Here is a 20,147-nt window from a genome sequence, read left to right as displayed (position 1 = left end):
GCCCCAGGCGCCTCAGGCGCCTCAGGCGTACGACGGGCCGCGTGCGGCGGATCTCACGGATCGCCAGGCAAGATCCGGCGGCGGGGACCGGGCGGGCGGCGTTGACTGTGCCGGTGACCCCGCAACCGAGCGCCCCGGCCGTGCGCGGGCGGTCCCCCAGCACCGCCCGCCGGTGGGCGATGCTCGCGGCCAGCACCCTGGCCCAGGCCGCGGCGGCGATCATGGTGCACGGACCGGCGTTCCTGATCCCGAGCCTGCACGAGCGCGAGGGGCTCGACCTGGCGCAGGCCGGCCTGGTGGCGGCCGCGCCGACCGTCGGCGTGATGTTGGCGCTGGTCGCCTGGGGAGCCGCCGCCGACCGGTGGGGCGAGCGCCGCGCGCTCACCACCGGGCTGGCCGCCACCACCGTGCTCGGCGCCGTGGCCGCCTCCACCCACGGCACCTGGGTGCTCGCGGGGAGCCTGGTGCTGGCCGGCGCCGCCGCGGCCAGCTGCAACGTGGCCAGCGGCCGGGTGGTCGTCGGCTGGTTCCCGCCCGAGCGGCGGGGCCTCGCGATGGGCATCCGGCAGATGGCGCAGCCGGTCGGCGTGGGCGTCGCCGCCGTGACCATCGCCGTGGTCGCCCAACGCGCGGGGGTGAGCTCGGCGCTGTGGGTGCCCACGGCCGCCTGCGCGCTGGCGCTGCTGCTGGTCCTCGTCGTGGTCGTCGACCCGCCCCGGCCCGACCGGCGCGGCGGCGGGAAGGCGGCCAACCCCTACCGTCACGACCGGTTCCTCGCCCGGGTGCACGGCGTCTCGGTGCTGCTGGTGGTCCCCCAGTTCGTCGTGTGGACGTTCGCGCTGGTCTGGCTGGTGCAGGACCGCTCCTGGGCGCCCGCGGCCGCCGGAGCCGTGGTCGCGCTGGCCCAGCTGGCCGGGGCGTTCGGGCGGCTCGCGGTCGGGCACCTCTCCGACCTGGTCGCCAGCCGGATGCAGCCGCTGCGGTGGGTCGCGGTCGCGGCCGCCGTGGTGATGGCCGGCCTGGGACTGGCCGCCGGGCTCGGCTGGGCGGTGGCGGTCGTGCTGATGGTGGTGGCGACCGTGTTGACCGTGGCCGACAACGGCCTGGCCTTCACCTCGGTCGCGGAGCGGGCCGGGCCGCACTGGGCCGGGCGCGCGCTGGGGGTGCAGAACACCGCCCAGTTCCTCGCCGCCTCGGCGGTGCCGCCCGTGGCCGGGCTGGCCATCACCCACCTGGGGTACGCCGCAGCGTTCGCGCTGGCGGCGGTGTTCCCGGTGCTGGCCGCGCCGCTGGTGCCCGTGCACAGCGAGCGCGAGCTGAGCTGACCTGAGCTGAGCCGCCCGGGAGGCGTGGACCGGCCGGCCGGCGGGTACCGGACCTGCAGGACCCGGGCACACCCCGGGCACACACCCCCCGGAGGGACCATGTCAACCATCGGCTGGATCATCATCCTGGTCGTCGTCCTGGTGGCGCTCGTCGTCCTCGCGGCGACGATGATGCGCAAGCGCCGACTCGAGGAGCGCCGGGCCCAGGCCGGCCAGCTGCGGCAGGAGGCCGCCGGTCGTTCCGACGAGATCGCCCGCTCCGAGCAGGAGGCCCGAGCGGCCGAGGCCCGCGCCGAGGCCGCCCGCGCGCAGGCCCAGGAGGCGGAGCAGCGGGCCACCGAGACCCGCCGCCAGGTGGAGATGGACCAGGCCCACCAGGAGGACCGGATCCGCGAGGCGAACCGGATCGACCCCGACGACAAGCGGTTCTGACCGGTCCCCGGCGGGTCGCGGCCGCCGACTAGTCTCGCGGCCATGAGCCAGGTCCCCGCGGCGACGCGTGCGCTGCGGGTGCTGCGCTTCCTGGCCAGCCAGCCCGACCCGGTCCCGCTCGACCGGATCATGCGGGCCTGCGACCTGCCGCGGAGCACGGCCTACCACCTGCTCGGCGCGATGGTCGACGAGGGCTTCGTCGTGCACCTCGCCGAGGAGCACCGCTTCGGGCTCGGCGTCGCGGCGTTCGAGGTCGGCAGCGGCTACTCCCGGCAGGAGCCGCTGCAGCGGCTCGCGCGCCGGGCGCTGGCGACGCTCGTGGACCGGGTGGGCCAGAGCGCCCACCTCGCGGTGCTGCACGGCCGCGACGTGCTCTACGTGGTCGAGGAGCGTGCGCCCGGCCGGCCGCCGCTGGTCACCGACGTGGGCGTGCGGCTGCCCGCGCACCTGACCGCCAGCGGCCGGGCGCTGCTGGCGCTGCTGCCTCCGGCGCAGGTCCGCGCGCTCTACCCCGGCCCCGCGGCGTTCGTCGACCGGCACGGCACCGGCCCGCGCAGCCTGAGCACGCTGCGCGCGGTGCTGTCGGAGACCCGGGCGCGCGGGTACGCCGTGGAGCGGGGCGAGGTCACCCCCGGCCTGGCCAGCGTCGCCGCGGCCGTCCTGGACCACAACGGCCATCCGGTCGCCGCGGTCGCGGTCACGTTCCCCGATCCCGAGCCGGCGGCGCCCGACCCGACGCCCGACCTGGACCGCACCGACCCCGCGGCCCTGGCCGCCGACGTCCGGCGCACCGCCGACGTCCTGACCCGACGCATCGGCGGCACGCCGAACCGCTGAGCCGCGGCTCCACCGGATCCGCGAGTGACCCCGGGGCCCCGCGGTCGTTGGACGACACGAGCACCCCCCGGGGGAAGGAGCGCACGTGTCGCCACGCAATCGAGGTCCCGTCGTCCGGCTGGTCGGCTCGGCCGCCCTCGCGGCCACGCTGGTCGTCGGCGCACTCGCGCTGGCCGACGGCCCGTCGTGGGGCCGGCGCGAGGGCAACCTGCTCAAGCGGTACGACGCCAGCCAGGCCGCCCGGCTCGAGGCGCGACCGCACGTCGACCCCCCGGGCTCCGCGCCGCACAACCACTTCGACCCGGCCACCAAGAACGCGCTCTCCCGCTCCGGGGACACCAGGGCCGCCGACCCCACCACCGAGGCGCAGAAGGCCGCCGGCGCGTCCTACGTCGCCGGCGAGCGGACCCTGCCGGACCCGACCCTCCGGACCGTCCGGGTCATGCAGCCCCGCCGGCGGCACCCGCAGGACCGCTACGCGCTGGCGAACGGCTGCTACCGGCTGACGCGGGGCGGCCGGCCGCTGTTCTTCAAGCCGACCGACCTGGGGCAGTACCTCCTCTACACCGCCGACCGCCGGTTCGTGTCCCCGCGCGGCCTGCCGGACCAGCCGGCCGACGACACGGTGTGGACCGCGCGGCGGTCCGGGCGGCGCCTCACCTTCCGCAGCGGAGGCAGCACGCTGCGCGACCATGGGCAGACGGCGTTCCGGCCCACCCGCACGCACGGCTGCACCGCCTACCCCGAGGCCCAGATCGACGTCTCCGGACGCCCCCACGCCGGGACCACGGCGTACCAGGAGGTCCGCGGGTTCGTCGACGCCCACACCCACGGCATGGCCTTCGAGTTCCTCGGCGGCTCGGCGCACTGCGGCCGGCCCTGGCACCGCTTCGGCGCGCCGTACGCGCTCGTGGACTGCCCCGACCACACCGCGACCGGCGGGTTCGGCGGCGTGCTGGAGGACTTCCTGTCCGGCTCGCCGCACCACGACCCGGTCGGCTGGCCGACGTTCAAGGACTGGCCGGCCCCGGAGTCGCTGACCCACGAGGGCACCTACTACCGCTGGCTGGAGCGGTCCTGGCGCGGCGGGCAGCGGATCTTCGTGAACCTGCTGGTCGAGAACAACCAGCTGTGCGAGGCCTACCCGCTGCACAAGAACGCGAAGTACGCCGAGTGCAAGGACATGCCCTCGCTGCACCGCCAGGCGCGCGACATGTACCAGATGCAGGACTACATCGACGCCCAGTTCGGCGGCCCCGGCCAGGGCTTCTACCGGATCGTGAAGAACCCCTTCCAGGCCCGCCGGGTGATCAACGCCGGGAAGATGGCCGTGATCATGGGCATCGAGACCAGCGTGCCCTTCGGGTGCACGTTCAAGGCCGGCCCGGCCGGCGACCGGCCCGCCGGGGTCTGCACCCAGCGACACATCGACCGCGAGCTCGACCGGGTGCACGGCTGGGGCGTGCGGCAGATGGAGCTGGTCAACAAGTTCGACAACGCGCTGGCCGGGGTCGCCGGCGACAACGGCGAGACCGGCGCGATCGTCAACAACGCCAACTTCAAGGAGACCGGCTCCTACTGGGACATGCGGCACTGCGAGCCCGCCGACGGCCAGTCCCACGACAAGGACCAGTACGCCGCCCCGGAGATCTCCCCCGAGCAGCAGGACGCGCTCTTCGGCGCGATCGGGGAGCTGACCGACCTCTCGCACGTCGCCACGCCGGCCTACCCGCCGCCGGACCACTGCAACGCCCGCGGCCTGACCACGCTCGGCCAGGACACGATCACCGGGCTGGCGAAGCGGCACATGATCTTCGACCCCGACCACATGAGTGTGGAGGCCCGCAACGCCTCGCTCGACCAACTCGAGGCGATGCACTACTCCGGCGTGATCTCCAGCCACTCCTGGGCCACCCCGGACGCCTACCCACGGATCTACCGGCTGGGCGGGTTCATCACGCCGTACGCCGGGGACTCGACCGGCTTCGTCGACAAGTGGCGCGCGCACCTCGGCTGGGCCGACCGCCGCTACTACTGGGGCCTCGGCTACGGCGCGGACATGAACGGGCTGGGCGCCCAGGGCGACCCGCGCGGCACCGACGTGCCGAACCCGGTCACCTACCCGTTCACCGGGCTGGGCGGCGTCACGGTCCACCGGCAGCACGCCGGCCGGCGGGTCTACGACATCAACGCCGACGGCGTCGCGCAGTACGGCCTCTACCCCGACTGGATCCAGGACCTGCGGAGGGTCGCCGACGCCCAGCACCCCGGCGACGGCGACGCGATCTTCGACGACATGTCCCGCGGCGCCGAGGCCTACCTGCAGATGTGGGAGCGGGCCGAGGGCATCGCGCCGGACTCCTGCCGCAACCCCGAGCGGCGGCTGCCGGTCGCCCGGGTCCGCGACCTGCTGCACCCGGGCATGTCCACGCGCGCGGTGATGGAGGCCGTCGGCCAGCCCTACGAGCGGCTCGGCGACAGCTACACGTTCTGCGCGCGCACCGGCACCGAGCCGGAGGTGCGGATGCAGGTCGGCTTCGACCGGGCCGGCCGGGTCACCGGCGTACGACGGGCCGGCTGACCGGGTCGACGCCGCCGGGTGGACGCACGAAAGTTACCGGACGGTAGGATCCATGTCACCCCACCGGGGGACTGACGCGCGCGCGGCGCCGGCCCTAGGCTCGCGACGCCGTCAGCACTCACGACGAGCACCACCTCGACGAGGAGCCTCACCGGATGCAGATCTTCGCCATCGTTGTCTCGCTGGCCATCACCGCGGTCGGCATCGCCCTGTTCGTCAGGGCGATCCGCGGGATGCTCGGGGTGATCCGGATCGGACAGCCGGCCGGGCGTACCGACCAGCCGGGCGCCCGGACGGCCACGATGCTCAAGGAGACGCTGGGGCACACCCGGATGCTCCAGTGGACGCTCGTCGGGGCGGCGCACTGGTTCGTCTTCATCGGCTTCGGGCTGCTCTTCTTCACGCTGCTGACGGCGTTCGGGCAGCTCTTCGACCCGCACTTCGCGCTGCCGCTGATCGGGCGGTTCTTCCTCTTCGAGTGGGTCTCGGAACTGTTCACCGCGGTGATGCTGGTGGCGATCATCGGCTTCATCGCCTACCGCGCCACCCGCCCCAGCGAGCGGGTCCGCGGCACCCGCGGGCGGTTCTTCGGCTCGACGATGTGGTGGGGCTACTTCGTCGAGGGCGTGATCCTCGGCGTCGGCATCTGCATCGTGCTGCTGCGCGGCCTGGAGTACGCCCTGGCGGCCCGCGGCGCGAACCCCGACGAGGCCTCGGCGTTCCACTTCCCGCTGACCGGGTGGCTCGGCGAGGCCTTCTCCGGGATGTCGACCGGCACCCTGGAGAACCTCGTCTACCTGGTCGCGATGCTCAAGATCGTCATCTCGTTCGCGTGGATGATCACGATCTCGCTGAACCTGAACATGGGCACCGCCTGGCACCGGTTCACGGCGTTCTTCAACATCTGGTTCAAGCGGGACCCCGCCCGCACCGCGCTCGGCGCGGTCAAGCCGCTCACCTCGGCCGGTAGGCCGATCACGCTCGACGACATCGACGACCTCGACGAGGACGCGAAGCTCGGCGTCGGCTCGATCGAGGACTTCAGCTGGAAGGGCCTCCTCGACTTCACGACCTGCACCGAGTGCGGCCGCTGCCAGTCCCAGTGCCCGGCGTGGAACACCGACAAGCCGCTGTCGCCCAAGCTGCTGATCACCGCGCTGCGCGACCACGCCTACGCCAAGGCGCCGTACCTCCAGGCGCCCGAGGGCGAGCGCGCCGCGCTGCTCGAGGGCAGCGACACGTTGACGAAGGAGGCCGAGCGCCCGCTGGTCGGCGAGACCGGCGACGACTGGTTCTACATGCCCGACTCCGGCGCGGCGGTGATCGACCCCGACGTGCTGTGGTCGTGCACCTCCTGCGGCGCCTGCGTCCAGCAGTGCCCCGTCGACATCGAGCACGTCGACCACATCGTCGACATGCGCCGCTACCAGGTGCTGGTGGAGTCGAACTTCCCCGCCGAGCTGAACGGGCTCTTCAAGGGCCTGGAGAACAAGGGCAACCCGTGGAACATGTCGCCGAAGGCGCGCATGGACTGGGCCAAGGGGCTGGACTTCGAGGTCAAGGTCGTCGGCGAGAGCATCGAGTCCCTCGACGAGGTCGAGTGGCTGTTCTGGGTCGGCTGCGCGGGCGCCTACGAGGACCGGGCGAAGAAGACCACCCGGGCGGTGGCCGAGCTGCTGCACATGGCCGACGTCAGCTTCGGGGTGCTCGGCAACGGGGAGACCTGCACGGGCGACCCGGCCCGCCGCGCCGGCAACGAGTTCGTGTTCCAGGGCCTGGCCCAGCAGAACGTGGAGACGCTGAAGCAGGCGAAGGTCAAGAAGGTGGTCTCCACCTGCGCCCACTGCTTCAACACGCTCAAGAACGAGTACCAGGAGTTCGGCATCGAGCTGGAGGTCGTGCACCACACCCAGCTGCTGAACCGGCTGGTGCGCGAGGGCCGGCTGACGCCGGTCCAGGACGGCGCCGGCGCGCACAGGCGCTCGATCACCTACCACGACCCCTGCTACATCGGCCGCCACAACGGCGTCTACAGCCCGCCGCGCGAGCTGCTGCAGGTGCTGCCCGGCGCGGAGTACCGCGAGATGGAGCGCAACTCCGAGCGGTCCTTCTGCTGCGGCGCCGGCGGCGCCCGGATGTGGATGGAGGAGAACCTCGGTGAGCGGATCAACGTCAACCGGACCGTGGAGGCGGTCGGAACCGGTGCCGACCAGATCGCGGTGGGCTGCCCGTTCTGCCGGGTGATGCTGTCCGACGGCCTGACCGCCCAGCAGGCCAAGGGCGAGGCTCGCGAGGAGGTCGAGGTCCTCGACGTCGCGCAGATGCTGCTCGCCTCGGTGAAGGGCGAGTCCGCCACCAAGCTGCAGCCGGGCGCCGGCGCCGCGGCCGCGGCTTCTCCTGCCGCGGCTTCTCCTGCCGCGGCTTCCCCTGCCCCCGCGGGGGCCGGGGCCGACCCCGCGACCAAGGCCGAGCCGGAGGCCGGCGACGAGACCCTGACCGAGGACACCGTCACCGCCACCGAGGACGCCGGGCCGGCGGCCAAGGCGTCCGGCGGGTCGTCGCTGTTCGACGAGCCGGAGGCGAAGGAGGAGCCGGCCGCCACCGCCGCGCCCTCCGCGTCGGTCCAGGAGGAGGCCAGGGCCGCCGAGCCCGCGTCGTCGGGCGGCTCGCTCTTCGACCTCGGGGGCGACGAGCCGGAGGCCGAGCAGCACGCCGAGACGCCCGCTCCGGCCGTGCCGGAGGCGGAGACGACCGCCGAGCCCGCCGCGCCGGACACCGAGCTCGGGACCGGCGGGTCGCTCTTCGACCTCGGCGGGGACGAGCCGGTGGCCGAGCAGCCGGCGGCGGCTCCCGCCCCGGCCGAGCCCGCCGAGGACGTCGCCGACCAGGCCGCGCAGGCGGCCGAGCCCGAGCTCGAGCCCGCCGCGCCGAGCACCGAGCTCGGAACCGGCGGGTCGCTCTTCGACCTCGAGGCGCCGGAGCCGGAGGCCGCGACGGAGCCGGAGCCCGCGGCCGAGCCGGAGCCCGCGGCCGAGCCGGAGGACCGGGCCGAGCCGGAGGACCGGGCCGAGCCGGAGTCCAGCACGAAGCCGGAGCCCGAGGCGTCGACGCAGCCGGAGGTCCCGGCCGCGGAGATCCCCGCGGAGGGCTCCCTGTTCGACATCGTCGCTCCCGAGCCGGTCGAGACCACCGCTCCCGAGCCGGCAAGGGACAGCGGTGCCGCCGAGCCCGAGCCGACCGAGGCCGGCGAGACCGAGCCGGTCCAGTCCGCGAAGCCCGAGACCGAGTCGACCGACGGGGTGCCGACCGACGAGGCCGAACCGGCCACGACCGGTCCGGCCGCCGGTGCGCCGGCTCCGTCCAGCGGCATCCCGGAGGGCGGCTCGCTCTTCGACATCGCCGCGCCCGAGGCGGTCGCTCCCTCGGCCGCGCCGGAACCGCAGCCCGAGGCCGCTTCCGCCCCCGAGCCCGCCCCCGAGGCGGCCGACAGGGCGGCCGACGCCGACCGCGCCCACCCGGACGCCGGTTCGGATGGCGGGTCTGATGACGGTGCGGTCGGCGGGGCAGCGCTCAGCGCGGCCGCCACGGCTGCGGCCGGCAGCGCCTCGGAGCACCGCGCCGACGCCCAGGCCGAGACCGGGGCGGAGACCGAGGCCGACACCGGGGCGGAGGCCGAGGCCGACACCGGGGCCGAGACCGAGCACCCGGCCGAGTCGACGGAGTCCGCCGAGCCCGAGGAGGAGCCCAAGCCGGCCCCGCGGTCCAACGGCCAGGCCCATCAGCCGAAGACCGACGTGGACATCAACGAGTCAGGGTCGCTGTTCGACCTCTGACCGGGGTCATCTGACCGGTCAGCTGACCCGGTCCGCAGACAACGCGGTGGCCTCGACGCACCTGGTGCGTCGCGGCCACCGCGTTCTTCGTCTCGTCCAGGTCGGCGATGAGCCGGCGGAGACCCCGAAATGCATTCGTGGCGGATCCGTCGCACCACGTAGGACAGATCCGCCACGAACCGTGGCGCGTCGGCCGGCGTCCGGGCGGGCCCGGGCGCCGGCAGCGGTCAGCGGGCGTCCATGTGCGCGGGCGCCTCGCCCGGCTCGGCAGAGGCGGCGGCGTCCTCGGGCACCTCGACCGGACGCAGCTTCGCCCAGGCGATGAAGATCGCCGAGACGACGAGGAGCGCGATCCCGGCCCACAGGTTGGCGTTGACGCCGCCGGTCTTGCCCTCCTGGGGGTCGGCGAAGATGCCCATGAGCACCAGGATCACACCGTAGATCCCGAGCAGGCCGCCGATGATGTTGCGGATGTCCAGGAGCCCGGCGGTGTGCTGGCGCGGGCTGCCGGTCGAGTTGCTGGTGGGGTTGCTGGTCGACATGTCGTCCTCCTCAGAAGGCAGCGTTCAGGGCGATGACCATGACCAGTGCCACGCCGGCCAGGGGCAGGGTCCGGCGGTACCACGGGTAGCCCGCCTCGTGCTCGTCCACCAGGTCCTTCTTGGGGGTCTCGGAGTAGACGAGCCCGCGCAGCTCCGAGACCGGCTTCGGCTCGGTCACCAGCGACACCGCGACGCTCAGCAGCACGTCCACGACGAACGCGACACCGGCCGCGAGGAACGCCGCGCCCTGACCCCCGACCGGGATCACGCCGATGCTCAGGGAGCCGAAGGCGTTCTCGCTGAGGAACGCGACGACGATCGCCGACAGCGTGCCGGACACCAGGCCGACCCAGCCGGCGGTCGGCGACATCCGCTTCCAGAACATGCCGAGGATGAAGGTGGCGAAGAGCGGGGCGTTGAAGAAGCCGAACAGCGTCTGCAGGTAGTTCATGATGTTGCTGAAGTTGCTGGCCAGGCCCGCGGTGAAGACCGCGATGATCGTGGCGCCCACCGTCGCCCAGCGGCCGACCCGCAGGTAGTAGGCGTCGTCGCGGCCCTTGACCAGGTAGTCGCCCCACAGGTCGTAGCTGAGGACCGTGTTGAACGCCGAGATGTTGGCGGCCATGCCGGCCATGAACGCGGCCAGCAGGCCGGCGATGGCCAGCCCCAGCAGGCCGTTCGGCAGCAGGTCGCGCATCAGCAGCAGCAACGAGTCGTTGTAGGTAACCCCGTGGCCCGAGGACCCGCCCGGGACCGTGCCCCCGGCCTTGATCTTGGCGATCTCGTGGACGAGGACCGCGGCCAGCATGCCGGGCAGGATCGTGATGAACGGGATGAACATCTTCGGGAAGGCGCCGATGATCGGCGTCTTGCGCGCCGCGGAGATCGAGTTCGACGCCATCGCCCGCTGGACCTCGACGAAGTTGGTGGTCCAGTAGCCGAAGGACAGCACGAAGCCCAGACCGAAGACGATGCCGATGACCGAGAGCACCGAGGAGTCGAAGCCGGACAGCGCCGAGCCGGGCCAGGAGTTGAGCTGTTCGGCCGCGGACGGCGCGCCGCCCTTGCCGGCCGCCTCGGTGATCTGCTGCTTCAGGCCGCTCCAGCCACCCACCTTGTGCAGCCCGAGCAGGGTGAGCGGCAGCAGCGCGGCCACGATCACGAAGAACTGCAGCACCTCGTTGTAGATCGCGGCCTTCAGGCCGCCCAGGGTGATGTACGACAACACGACGGCGGCCGCCACGATCAGCGCCAGCCACAGCGGCCAACCGAGGAGCGCGTGCACGATGCTGCCGAGCAGGTAGAGGTTGATGCCCGCGATCAGCAGCTGGGCCACCGCGAACGAGATCGAGTTGACCAGGTGCGCGCCGGGACCGAAGCGGCGGGCCATGAACTCCGGCACCGAGCGCACCTTCGACCCGTAGTAGAACGGCATCATCACGACGCCGAGGAACAGCATCGCGGGGATCGCGCCGATCCAGAAGTAGTGGACGGTCGGCATGCCGAACTGGGCACCCGAGGCGGACATGCCCATGATCTCGACCGCACCGAGGTTGGCGGAGATGAACGCCAGGCCCGTGACCCAGGCGGGCATCGCCCGGCCCGACAGGAAGAAGTCCAGCGACTCCGAGACCTGGCGGCCGGCCATCAGGCCGATGCCGACGACGAAGCCGAAGTAGATGATCAGCATGAGGTAGTCCACGGCACTCGCCTGGATGAGCGTGCCGCTCGCGAGGACCGTGATGCCCGAGTCAGCCATGAGCTGCCTTCCGTCTCGAGGGGGCCGCCGTCACCGAGGACCCACCGCGGGACCCGGTGGCAGCCTTCGGAGCGCCTACCCGCGCGCCCATGACACCAAACCTGACGTCACTATGCCTTGACATGACGTCATCGTGATGTCATCGTGGTGCGCATGGACATCACGCCGTACGTCGACAGCCTCCGTCGCGACCTGGTCGCCGCCGCGGACGCCGCCGGCCCGGAGACCCGGGCCGCCGCCGAGCGGCTCACGTTCGCCCTCGAGCCGGCCGCCCGGCTGGCCCTGATGGAGGCGGCCTCGCAGGCGGCCGCCGAGATCACCGCCGAGATGCCCTCCGGCGGGGTCGACGTCCGGCTCGACGGCCGCGACCTGGCCTTCGTGGTGCACGTCGCGCCCCCCGGCGCCGACTCGGCGGCCGCGCCGTCGGCGGCCCCCGGCCCCGAGGAGGGCGAGGAGGAGGGCACCACCGCCCGGGTCACGCTGCGCATCCCGGAGTCGGTCAAGGCCCGCGCCGAGGAGCTCGCCGCCCGGTCCGGCCACTCGCTCAATACCTGGCTGGTCAACATCGTGCGGGCCGCCACCCGCGAGAACGCCATCAACGTCGACCTCGACCTCTCCAGCATTCCCTTCCTGGGCGGCGACCCGTTCGGGAAGGGCACCACCCGGGGCAACCGGCGGATGACCGGCTGGCTCTAGGCGCCGACAGCCGCGCCGGCCCGCGGCGCGCACGCACCGGCAACACAGACACCGGCTACGCCGACACAGGCAACGCCGACACAGGCAACGCCGGCCACACCGTCAAGCACTCCCGACGGGACCCGCAGCAGGCCGGTCCCGCGGACGAACACACCGTCACACCATCCAGAGCAGGGGAACCAGTCATGTCCGAGCACCGCTTCGAGAGCCCCCGCCCCGTCGAGCTGTACGTCGAGCTCGGCCGGGGCAGCGTCACCGTCCACGCCACCGACACCGCCGAGACCCACGTCGAGGTCACCGGCCGCGACGCCGACGAGGTGCACGTGACCCAGGACGGCGCCCAGGTCAGCGTGGTCGCCCCCAAGCAGCGCGGCGGCCTGTTCGGGAGCGACTCGCGCCTCGACGTCGTCGTCACGCTGCCCACCGACAGCGACCTGGCGGTGAAGACCGGCAGCGCCGACGTCACCGTCGACGGCCAGGCGGCGGCGTGCCAGGTCAGGACCGGCTCGGGCGACGTCGGGCTCGAGCTGCTCACCGGGGCGGGGACGGTCACCACCGGCTCCGGCGGCATCCGGATCCGCGAGGCGCGCGGCGAGCTCCGGCTCAAGAGCGGCTCCGGCGACGTCACGCTCGGCGAGGCCCTGGCCGGCGCCGCCGTGTCCACCGGGTCCGGCGACGTCGAGATGGGCCGGGTCGCGGGCCCGGTCGTCGTGAAGACCGGCTCGGGCGACCTGACCGTCGCCGCCGCCAGCGACGACCTGTCGTTCATGACCGGCAGCGGCGACCTGCAGGTGCGCCGTACGCACCGCGGCCGGGTGACCGTGAAGGGCGCCTCCAGCGACGTCCAGCTCGGCATCCCGGCCGGCGTCCCCGTCTGGACCGACATCTCCACCGTGAGCGGCGAGATCCGCTCCGACCTCACCGGCGCCGGCCAGCCCCAGGAGGGCACCGACCACGTCGAGGTCCGCGCCAAGACCGTCAGCGGCGACATCGTGCTGACCGAGGTCTGAGCCCCACCCCGCACCCCCTCAGCCCCGACAGGGAGACCACCATGCACGACAGCTTCGACCCCATCGAGACCCAGGCCCGCCAGCAGATCCGCGAGCGCGTCGCCCGCGCCTCGGGCCCGCAGCTCCCCGCGGAGCCGCACCGGCACCGCCTCGCCCGGCGGTTGCGGCGGCTCGCCGACCGGATCGACAACTGACCCCGGCGCGCGGCCCGTCCCCCGGCCTCGGAGCCGGGGAGAGCCGGTCAGATCCGGGTGCGGTGGAAGTTCGCGTACGACCTCGACGGCGTGGGTCCGCGCTGACCCTGGTAGCGCGAGCCGTACCGCTCCGAGCCGTACGGGTGCTCCGACGGCGAGGTCAGCCGGAAGAAGCAGAACTGGCCGATCTTCATGCCCGGGTAGAGCTTGATCGGGAGCGTGGCGACGTTCGCGAGCTCGAGCGTGACGTGGCCGGAGAAGCCCGGGTCGACGAACCCCGCGGTCGCGTGGGTCAGCAGCCCCAGCCGGCCGAGCGAGGACTTCCCCTCCACTCGGGCGGCGACGTCGTCGGGCAGCGTGACCACCTCGTACGTCGAGCCGAGCACGAACTCCCCCGGGTGCAGGATGAACGGGTCGTCGCCCTCGGGCTGGACCACCCGGGTCAGCTCGGACTGGTCCTCGGCCGGGTCGATGTGCGGGTACTTGTGGTTCTCGAAGACCCGGAAGAACCGGTCGAGCCGCACGTCGATCGAGGACGGCTGCAGCATCCCGGCGTCGAACGGCTCGAGGCGGATGCGCTCGGCTTCGATCTGACGGAGGATGTCGCGGTCTGACAGCAGCACGAGGGCACCCTACCCGCGCGCGCGGCCGGACCCCCTCGCCGCCCGCGCTTGTCGGGCCCCCGAGGATGGAGCCATGTCGAGTGCCGGACCGTTCCACCGCTACGTCGCCCTCGGCGACTCCTTCACCGAAGGGGTCGGCGACCCCGACCCCGGACGCCCCAACGGCCTGCGCGGCTGGGCCGACCGGGTGGCCGAGGTGCTGGCGTGGCGGGCCGAGCAGGACGGCACCGGGGAGTTCGGCTACGCCAACCTCGCGATCCGCGGGCGCAAGCTGCACGCGATCATCCGCGAGCAGCTGGCGCCGGCGGTGGCGCTGGAACCCGACCTGGTGACGATCTACGCGGGAGCCAACGACATCCTGCGCCCCAGGGTCGACCTGGACGCGCTGGTCGCCGACTACGACCGGGCGCTGGGCACGCTGGCCGCCACCGGGGCCCGGGTGCTCGTGTGGACGGCGTTCGACCCCGGCGGGTCGGCGATCTACCGCCCGGTCCGGGCCCGGTTCGCCCTCTACAACGAGCTGGTCCGCGAGAGCGCCGACCGGCACGGCGCCACCGTGGTCGACTTCTGGCGGCTGCGGGAGTACCGCGACTGGCGCTACTGGGACGAGGACCGGATGCACATGGGGTCCGCCGGGCACCAGCGGATGGCCATCGAGGTCCTCGACACCCTGGGGCTCGCGCACGACCTGGCACCACTGCCCCTGGCCGACCAGCCCATCCCGTCCCGGCGCGAGCAGCTGCGCGAGAACCTCGCCTGGACCCGCGAGGCCGCCCTGCCCTGGGTGCACCGCCGGGTCACCGGACGATCCTCGGGCGACACCGTCACCCCGCGCTACCCGACGCTGGCGCGACTCGCCGTACCGCTCGCGGCCCGACCCGTGTCACCCGGCGGCGACTGATGAACTAGCATGTGCGCGACCCCCTGGCGGGGTCACTGCGGATGTAGCTCAGTTGGTAGAGCGCGACCTTCCCAAGGTCGATGTCGCGAGTTCGAGTCTCGTCATCCGCTCCAGATCAGGCCGCGCCCACGAGCGCGACCTGCGCCGGCTATGCCGGCTGCGGCTGGCCAGACATCTGCACGAACCCGAGCTGCTGGAACATGCCCAGCTGATCCACCACCACCCAGTGCTCCGCGATCTGCCCGTCGCGGAACCGGACCAGGTGCATCGCGTCCCACGTCGCCTGCTTCCCGGTGGGCGGCATCCCTGCCAGCTCGCCCAGCATCGTGCCCCTGGTCGTCACGTGCTGAGCCACCAGATCGCCCTCCGCGACCACGTGGTTGACCGTGTTCTCGAGGTCTGGGAACGCCCGGCGGATCGCGCCGACCATCGCCTTGAGACCTTCGCGGTCGTTGGAGATGCCTTCCCAGGGCGTGCCGTGGTCGACGAAGTCCGGATGGACCACCTCGTCGATCACCTCCAACCTGCCCTGGTTGAACACCTCCGTCGGCATCCGAGCGGCTGCTGCCTTGAGTTCCTCGGACATGACACTCTCCATTTCTCCCCGTCCTCGCCCACGCTAGGCCGCACCGTCCGGCCGCCACATAGCCCGAACGGCGCATGTCCGCGCGAGCCCCGCCCTGCCATTCGCCGGGGCCCTGCGGCCCGCACCGACCGCCACACTCGCCCCACGGCGCGGGCGCTCCGCCGACCCTGTGGCGCATGTGACGACCGGGTAGGTTGACGACTCCTGTGACCAGAGGTGACAGTGGTACGTCCCATCCCCGTCGCGCCTCGAGGTCGTCGATGTCTCGCCCCCGCCCCCGCACCCTTGCCGTCGGCGCGCTCGCGCTGCTGCTCGCCGCCGCTCCCTTCGTCCCGCACGGCGGGGACGACGAGGGCCGGATCGCCGCGTCGAGCGACCGGACCACTCGCGCGCTGGCCACCGCCGACACCGCGCCGCGCGGCCGGCTCACCCCCGAGCTGAAGGCGGAGATCGACCGGGTCCTCGCCCAGGGCCGGGCCCAGGCCCCCGGCCGGGTGCCGGTGAACGCCGGGCCGAGCCGCCTGGCCGCGGCCCTGGTGCGGTGCGCCGACTTCGACGGCCAGCGCTACTGCCTGCACACCGGCTGGACCGAGAGCACCCAGGCGCAGGTCCAGGCCCGGGCGGCCACCGCGGCCCGAGCCATCGCCGCCCGCCCGGCCGCGACCGAGAGCACCGGCGACCTCGACGAGCTCGCCACCTTGCGCCGCTTCGGTCGGATGAGCCCCGCGGCCCGCGCCGACGCCGAGCGCGCCGAGCTCACCGCCGCGGCCCGCTCGGTGGGCAAGGTGTGGCTGCTGCGCCACGCCATCGACGGCGTCACGATCCCGAGCTCGGTGCTGGCCGCGCACCCCGAGATGCTCGCCGCCGACGGCACCGCGGCCGCCCGCAGCCGCACGACCCGGCAGCAGCGCAAGACCCGCGGCGACTACCCGCAGAAGGCCCACGTCCTCAACGGTCACGACGTCTCCGAGCAGCACCAGACCTACTGGTGCGGCCCGACCACGATGCAGATGGTCGCCTGGGGCTGGACCGGCCACGCGCGCAGCCAGCAGCACTGGGCGAACAAGCTCGGCACCACCAGCAGCGGCACCGCGATCACCGACATGGTCCGGGTGACCAACGCGGCCACCGGCTGGGACGACAAGGACCACGCCGGGGCCTACATCACCCTCGACGTCGGCGACTACGGCTTCGGCAAGTGGCAGCTGCTGCTGTTCCGCCACATCGTCGACTACAAGGCGCCGGTGATCCTGCACCCGATCCTGCTGAAGAAGTACTACCCCTACCTCGACGACGACGCCTCGGGCCACTTCCAGGTCGGCCGGGGCTACGACAAGCGCGGCGACAAGCCCAACCAGATCGGCTACTTCGAGCCGTGGGACCAGCAGCGCTTCGACCCCTCCGAGCCCTACATCGACAGGGTCCAGTGGCGTCAGGCCTACAAGAGCTACCGGGCCAACGAGGCGCACTTCCAGCACAACATCGGCGTCTGATGGCCGGTCGCCACCGGCGGTACGCCGCGGCCGCCGCGCTGCTGCTCGCGTCGCTGGCGCTCTCGGCCTGCGACGACGGTGGCTCCACACCGCCGTCGTCGCGGTCCGCAGCCCCGACCCCGTCCACCGGGAGCACGTCCTCCGGCAGCCCGTCCGGCAGTCCGACCGGCAATCCCTCGGCCGCCGGGTCCTCGCCCGCCCGGTCGGGCGGGTCCTCGTCCCACCCGGCCACGGTCCCGGCCGGCACGCAGCTGCTGGACTGGCAACCGGTGCCCGGCCCGGTGGACACCACCGTGACCCGGGACGGCCGGACCAGCCTCGCGGTCGACCAAGCCGGCACCACCGCCAGGATCACCGCGCCGGGCGCGGGCACGACGACGGTCTCCGCCGACCCGAGCCAGCGGATCTCCGACGCGCTGCTGGACGGGGACTGGGCCGTCGTGGTGCTCCAGGACCGCCAGGAGGCACACCCCAGCGTCGCGCAGGTCGTCAACGTCGCCGACGACCAGCAGAGCTTCACCCTCGACGGCGGCTCCGACGTCCCCACCGTGAACGGCGGCGCCTGGGCCCTCGGCGACGGGCACCTGCTGCACGCCACGATCCACCAGGGCCACTACTGCGTGGCCACGGTCGACCTCGGCACCGCCACCTCGACGTTGGGCTGGTGCGCCCCGCCTCGCCACGGGTTCAACAACGCCCGGATCACGCCGTACGGCGACGCGGTGCTGGCCTTCGACGACAGCCGCCCCTCGTGCCGGACCATCGGCCGCGTGGACGGGATCCGGTTCGACCCGTTCCCCGGCGTGCCGGACTGCCACGGCTGGGAGGGCCTGCTGACGCGCGACGGCGCGGTGTGGAGCGTGATCCCGCACGAGCGGCGGGTCGAGGAGTCCCACGTCTACGCCCGCGGCGGCGATGGGTACGCCGACCTCGGCCCGGCGGTGTCCGGGTCGCTGACGTGGTGCGCCGGCGCCGCCTGGTTCGCCCGGGACCCGCAGACCGACAACGGACCGGCGACGCTGCTGCGCTGGACCCCGGGTGACGGCCTCGACGTGGTCTACCGGACCAGCGGCGGCCACGCGTTCCTCGAGGCGCCGCGCTGCGGGGGCTCCACGGTCACGATCACCGCACGCGCCCAGTCCGGCGACCGCCAGCTCAGCGCCGACCTCGGCTGACGAGCCCGGCGCAGGCCCGCCGCGGAAGCTCAGGCGGCCAGCCCGTAGCCCACCGGGGCGGGGGCCGGGAAGCGTCGCGCGAGGGGCGAGGCCAGCCGCGCGACCGGGGTCCCGAGCCGTCCCTCGGCCAGGGACTGCAGCGAGCGACGGGGCGGCACCCGGACCGCGACGATGGCCGACTGCATGACCAGGCCCAGCGCCGAGCAGATCAGCACGCCGAGGTCGCCGACCGCGGCGCCGTACGACGCCCACAGGACCATCCCGACCCAGCCCAGCACGAGGCTCCAGGGGTCCAGGCCGCTCATCGGCCTCCGCGCGAGCGCGAGGCGGGTCTGCGGCAGCATCCGGACCGAGCTGATGGCGGTGGCGGCCAGGGCCAGCACGAAGGAGTTCAGCACGTCCACCACCACGACGGCGACGGCGGCGCTGAGGAGGATCGCCCCGACGGCAGCCCACGAGCTCCGGCCCCCGGTGCGGGCCACCACGACGGCCAGCGCGATCAGCAGCACGAACGCGAGCACGTTGTTGACGATCTGCACCCGGTCGGCCACCGCGAACGCGTAGACGACCCAGAGCGTGAAGGTGGCCAGCGACAGCACGACCGAGACGTAGGAGACGCCCTCCACGGAGCGGGTGCGTGCGGCGCGCAGCACCTGCGGCACGGTGGCGGACAGGGAGAACAGCGACGCGGCAGCGCCGAGCAGCAGGATCACGGGGCTCGTCCAGGGGAGGCAGGGGGTGGGCGGGATGGTGCGACTTCGGTCCGCCGTCTTGCGCGTCTGCCAGGGACACGTGACCTGATCTGCGACGAGATCATACGACTCCGGGAGCGCCCAGATCCTCGGAACGGGCCAGCTCGCCGACGAGTCCTCGATCACCTCTCCCGGGGCCTCGGCTCTCCGCTCGGGTGACGACGAGCGGACGCACCCTAGGCTCGAGACATGGATGGGTTCACCGGGATTCCCGTGGCTGCGCTGGACTTCTACGACGACCTGGAGATGGACAACACCCGGTCGTTCTGGGAGAAGCACCGGGACGTCTACGAGCAGTCCGTGCGCGCGCCGATGGTGGCGCTGACCGCGGCGCTGGCCCCCGAGTTCGCGCCCGACGAGAAGACCGTCAAGGTGTTCCGCCCCTACCGCGACGTGCGGTTCAGCAAGGACAAGACGCCGTACAAGACCCACCAGGGCGCCTACGTCGCCGCCGGGCCGAGCACCGGCTGGTACGTCCAGGTCTCGGCGCAGGGCGTGCGCACCGGCGCCGGCTTCTACGACGCCTCGCCGCCCCGGCTCGCGGCGTTCCGGGAGGCGGTGGACGACGAGCGGCGCGGTGCCGAGCTCGAACAGCTCCTCGCGCGCCTGACCACGGTGGGCTTCGAGATCGGCGGGGACCGACTGAAGACCTCACCGCGCGGCTACACCGTGGACCATCCGCGGATCGAGCTGCTGCGCCACCGGACGCTGACCGCCGGCCGTTCGCACGGGTTCGAGCCGCACATCCACACCCCCGGGCTGCTCGACGCGGTGCGCGAGGACTGGCGGGCGCTGCGGCCGCTGGTGCAGTGGGTCCAGGGACTCAGGGGCGAGTAACGACCCCGCTCCGCCGGCTCGGGCTCAGTGCGGCTGCCAGGCGTCCTCGTCGGCGGTGCGCGCGGTCACCGCGTCCGGGAGGTCGCCGTCGGCGAGCTGCTGGATCGAGACCTGCTCGAAGACATCGCGCAGCGAGCGCCGGGCCGCGATCCAGACGTGCTGGAGCACCTCGGCGGAGCCGCTGTAGCTGACCGCCTCGGGTCGCAGCCCGTAGACGGAGACCAGCGGACCGTCCACCGCCCGGATCACATCGGCCACCGAGACCTCGCCGGCGGCACGGGCCATCCGCCAGCCCCCGGACTGCCCGCGCTGCGACAGCACGATGTCGGCCTTGCGCAGGTCGGCCAGGATCGCCTGGAGGAAGCCGTGCGGGATGTCCTGCAGCCGGCCCAGCTCCTCGGCGCTGACCGCGCGGCCGTCCTCGCGCACCGCCATCTCGATCAGCGCGCGCAGGGCGTAGTCGGACTTCGCAGAGACGCGCATGGCCTCGATTCTGTCAGATAGTCGATCCACACACTCGACCATCGCGACCGACCCCGCAGCGCCGCCCGCACCGGCCCCGGACCCACCC

18 protein-coding genes and 1 tRNA gene are annotated in these 20,147 nt (G+C 73.2%); 13 read left to right on the top strand and 6 right to left on the bottom strand.

Annotation, left to right across the window (positions count from 1 at the left end):
• The first annotated feature begins 113 nt into the window (after window positions 1–113).
• The 5 genes from BJZ21_RS01780 to BJZ21_RS01760 all read left to right on the top strand — a co-directional run bounded on the left by BJZ21_RS01780 (window position 114) and on the right by BJZ21_RS01760 (window position 9,008).
• Window positions 114–1,325, top strand: coding sequence for an MFS transporter (locus BJZ21_RS01780; protein ID WP_343051901.1), 1,212 nt, complete (start codon window positions 114–116; stop codon window positions 1,323–1,325).
• A gap of 99 nt (window positions 1,326–1,424) precedes the next feature.
• Window positions 1,425–1,757 (top strand): hypothetical protein, encoded by a 333-nt coding sequence (locus BJZ21_RS01775; protein WP_179662190.1) that lies wholly within the window; start codon window positions 1,425–1,427, stop codon window positions 1,755–1,757.
• Between the two features lie 42 nt (window positions 1,758–1,799).
• Window positions 1,800–2,594, top strand: a complete 795-nt coding sequence (locus BJZ21_RS01770; RefSeq protein WP_179662189.1) for an IclR family transcriptional regulator — start codon at window positions 1,800–1,802, stop codon at window positions 2,592–2,594.
• An 85-nt stretch (window positions 2,595–2,679) separates the two neighbouring features.
• On the top strand, window positions 2,680–5,175 hold the full coding sequence (locus BJZ21_RS01765) for a hypothetical protein (protein ID WP_179662188.1): 2,496 nt from the start codon (window positions 2,680–2,682) through the stop codon (window positions 5,173–5,175).
• Between the two features lie 155 nt (window positions 5,176–5,330).
• Window positions 5,331–9,008: a (Fe-S)-binding protein gene (locus BJZ21_RS01760; protein WP_179662187.1), complete on the top strand. Its 3,678-nt coding sequence runs from the start codon at window positions 5,331–5,333 to the stop codon at window positions 9,006–9,008.
• A gap of 227 nt (window positions 9,009–9,235) precedes the next feature.
• On the opposite strand, the gene BJZ21_RS01755 is transcribed toward BJZ21_RS01760, so the two are convergent.
• Together BJZ21_RS01755 and BJZ21_RS01750 are read right to left on the bottom strand one after the other, a co-directional pair.
• On the bottom strand, window positions 9,236–9,550 hold the full coding sequence (locus BJZ21_RS01755; protein ID WP_179662186.1) for a hypothetical protein: 315 nt from the start codon (window positions 9,548–9,550) through the stop codon (window positions 9,236–9,238).
• 10 nt (window positions 9,551–9,560) lie between these two features.
• The gene (locus tag BJZ21_RS01750; RefSeq protein WP_179662185.1) at window positions 9,561–11,309 is read right to left on the bottom strand and encodes a sodium:solute symporter family protein; all 1,749 of its coding nucleotides are present in this window, start codon (window positions 11,307–11,309) and stop codon (window positions 9,561–9,563) included.
• A gap of 153 nt (window positions 11,310–11,462) precedes the next feature.
• Here BJZ21_RS01750 and BJZ21_RS01745 point away from each other — a divergent pair, with 153 nt between their 5' ends.
• From BJZ21_RS01745 to BJZ21_RS01735, 3 genes are all read left to right on the top strand, one after another.
• A complete protein-coding gene (locus tag BJZ21_RS01745; protein ID WP_179662184.1) occupies window positions 11,463–12,005 on the top strand; it encodes a pilus assembly protein HicB in 543 nt (180 codons plus the stop codon).
• Window positions 12,006–12,190: 185 nt separating this feature from the next.
• Window positions 12,191–13,015, top strand: a complete 825-nt coding sequence (locus tag BJZ21_RS01740) for a DUF4097 family beta strand repeat-containing protein (RefSeq protein WP_179662183.1) — start codon at window positions 12,191–12,193, stop codon at window positions 13,013–13,015.
• 41 nt (window positions 13,016–13,056) lie between these two features.
• Entirely contained in the window at window positions 13,057–13,209 is a 153-nt protein-coding gene (locus tag BJZ21_RS01735) for a hypothetical protein (RefSeq protein WP_179662182.1), read from the top strand.
• Between the two features lie 47 nt (window positions 13,210–13,256).
• On the opposite strand, the gene dcd is transcribed toward BJZ21_RS01735, so the two are convergent.
• The gene (dcd, locus tag BJZ21_RS01730; protein WP_179662181.1) at window positions 13,257–13,832 is read right to left on the bottom strand and encodes a dCTP deaminase; all 576 of its coding nucleotides are present in this window, start codon (window positions 13,830–13,832) and stop codon (window positions 13,257–13,259) included.
• A 73-nt stretch (window positions 13,833–13,905) separates the two neighbouring features.
• Between dcd and BJZ21_RS01725 the strand changes: the two genes are divergently transcribed.
• Both BJZ21_RS01725 and BJZ21_RS01720 read left to right on the top strand, forming a co-directional pair.
• The gene (locus BJZ21_RS01725) at window positions 13,906–14,733 is read left to right on the top strand and encodes an SGNH/GDSL hydrolase family protein (protein ID WP_179662180.1); all 828 of its coding nucleotides are present in this window, start codon (window positions 13,906–13,908) and stop codon (window positions 14,731–14,733) included.
• A 37-nt stretch (window positions 14,734–14,770) separates the two neighbouring features.
• Window positions 14,771–14,846: transfer RNA gene (locus tag BJZ21_RS01720), tRNA-Gly, on the top strand.
• A gap of 35 nt (window positions 14,847–14,881) precedes the next feature.
• Here the strand turns inward: BJZ21_RS01720 and BJZ21_RS01715 are convergent.
• Window positions 14,882–15,319: an ester cyclase gene (locus tag BJZ21_RS01715; protein WP_179662179.1), complete on the bottom strand. Its 438-nt coding sequence runs from the start codon at window positions 15,317–15,319 to the stop codon at window positions 14,882–14,884.
• Between the two features lie 260 nt (window positions 15,320–15,579).
• On the opposite strand from BJZ21_RS01715, the gene BJZ21_RS01710 reads away from it, so the two are divergent.
• Together BJZ21_RS01710 and BJZ21_RS01705 are read left to right on the top strand one after the other, a co-directional pair.
• Complete coding sequence (locus BJZ21_RS01710; RefSeq protein WP_179662178.1) at window positions 15,580–16,812, top strand: C39 family peptidase; 1,233 nt, start codon at window positions 15,580–15,582, stop codon at window positions 16,810–16,812.
• The gene (locus BJZ21_RS01705; protein ID WP_179662177.1) at window positions 16,812–17,987 is read left to right on the top strand and encodes a hypothetical protein; all 1,176 of its coding nucleotides are present in this window, start codon (window positions 16,812–16,814) and stop codon (window positions 17,985–17,987) included. Before BJZ21_RS01710 ends, BJZ21_RS01705 begins: the two co-directional genes overlap by 1 nt.
• 29 nt (window positions 17,988–18,016) lie before the next feature.
• On the opposite strand, the gene BJZ21_RS01700 is transcribed toward BJZ21_RS01705, so the two are convergent.
• Entirely contained in the window at window positions 18,017–18,700 is a 684-nt protein-coding gene (locus BJZ21_RS01700; protein WP_179662176.1) for a SemiSWEET family transporter, read from the bottom strand.
• Between the two features lie 228 nt (window positions 18,701–18,928).
• On the opposite strand from BJZ21_RS01700, the gene BJZ21_RS01695 reads away from it, so the two are divergent.
• Window positions 18,929–19,576 carry a DUF2461 domain-containing protein gene (locus tag BJZ21_RS01695; RefSeq protein ID WP_179662175.1) on the top strand — a complete coding sequence of 216 codons (648 nt, stop codon included), beginning with the start codon at window positions 18,929–18,931 and terminating at the stop codon, window positions 19,574–19,576.
• Between the two features lie 24 nt (window positions 19,577–19,600).
• Here BJZ21_RS01695 and BJZ21_RS01690 read toward each other — a convergent pair whose 3' ends face one another.
• Window positions 19,601–20,059: an RrF2 family transcriptional regulator gene (locus BJZ21_RS01690; RefSeq protein WP_179662174.1), complete on the bottom strand. Its 459-nt coding sequence runs from the start codon at window positions 20,057–20,059 to the stop codon at window positions 19,601–19,603.
• Between the last annotated feature and the right edge of the window lie 88 nt (window positions 20,060–20,147).

Origin of the sequence: Nocardioides panaciterrulae (assembly GCF_013409645.1) — a bacterium.
GTDB lineage: Bacteria > Actinomycetota > Actinomycetes > Propionibacteriales > Nocardioidaceae > Nocardioides > Nocardioides panaciterrulae.
Note: the sequence above shows the minus strand (reverse complement) of the source record. Positions and strands in the feature narration are given on the sequence as shown.

What these genes read in the sequence shown, in the direction of transcription:
- BJZ21_RS01775 (WP_179662190.1), top strand. Translation starts at nt 1,425, where the DNA reads ATGTCAACCATCGGCTGGATCATCATCCTGGTCGTCGTCCTGGTGGCG.
- BJZ21_RS01770 (WP_179662189.1), top strand. Translation starts at nt 1,800, where the DNA reads ATGAGCCAGGTCCCCGCGGCGACGCGTGCGCTGCGGGTGCTGCGCTTC.
- BJZ21_RS01760 (WP_179662187.1), top strand. Translation starts at nt 5,331, where the DNA reads ATGCAGATCTTCGCCATCGTTGTCTCGCTGGCCATCACCGCGGTCGGC.
- BJZ21_RS01755 (WP_179662186.1), bottom strand. Translation starts at nt 9,550, where the DNA reads ATGTCGACCAGCAACCCCACCAGCAACTCGACCGGCAGCCCGCGCCAG.
- BJZ21_RS01750 (WP_179662185.1), bottom strand. Translation starts at nt 11,309, where the DNA reads ATGGCTGACTCGGGCATCACGGTCCTCGCGAGCGGCACGCTCATCCAG.
- BJZ21_RS01745 (WP_179662184.1), top strand. Translation starts at nt 11,463, where the DNA reads ATGGACATCACGCCGTACGTCGACAGCCTCCGTCGCGACCTGGTCGCC.
- BJZ21_RS01740 (WP_179662183.1), top strand. Translation starts at nt 12,191, where the DNA reads ATGTCCGAGCACCGCTTCGAGAGCCCCCGCCCCGTCGAGCTGTACGTC.
- BJZ21_RS01735 (WP_179662182.1), top strand. Translation starts at nt 13,057, where the DNA reads ATGCACGACAGCTTCGACCCCATCGAGACCCAGGCCCGCCAGCAGATC.
- BJZ21_RS01725 (WP_179662180.1), top strand. Translation starts at nt 13,906, where the DNA reads ATGTCGAGTGCCGGACCGTTCCACCGCTACGTCGCCCTCGGCGACTCC.
- BJZ21_RS01715 (WP_179662179.1), bottom strand. Translation starts at nt 15,319, where the DNA reads ATGTCCGAGGAACTCAAGGCAGCAGCCGCTCGGATGCCGACGGAGGTG.
- BJZ21_RS01710 (WP_179662178.1), top strand. Translation starts at nt 15,580, where the DNA reads ATGTCTCGCCCCCGCCCCCGCACCCTTGCCGTCGGCGCGCTCGCGCTG.
- BJZ21_RS01705 (WP_179662177.1), top strand. Translation starts at nt 16,812, where the DNA reads ATGGCCGGTCGCCACCGGCGGTACGCCGCGGCCGCCGCGCTGCTGCTC.
- BJZ21_RS01695 (WP_179662175.1), top strand. Translation starts at nt 18,929, where the DNA reads ATGGATGGGTTCACCGGGATTCCCGTGGCTGCGCTGGACTTCTACGAC.
- BJZ21_RS01690 (WP_179662174.1), bottom strand. Translation starts at nt 20,059, where the DNA reads ATGCGCGTCTCTGCGAAGTCCGACTACGCCCTGCGCGCGCTGATCGAG.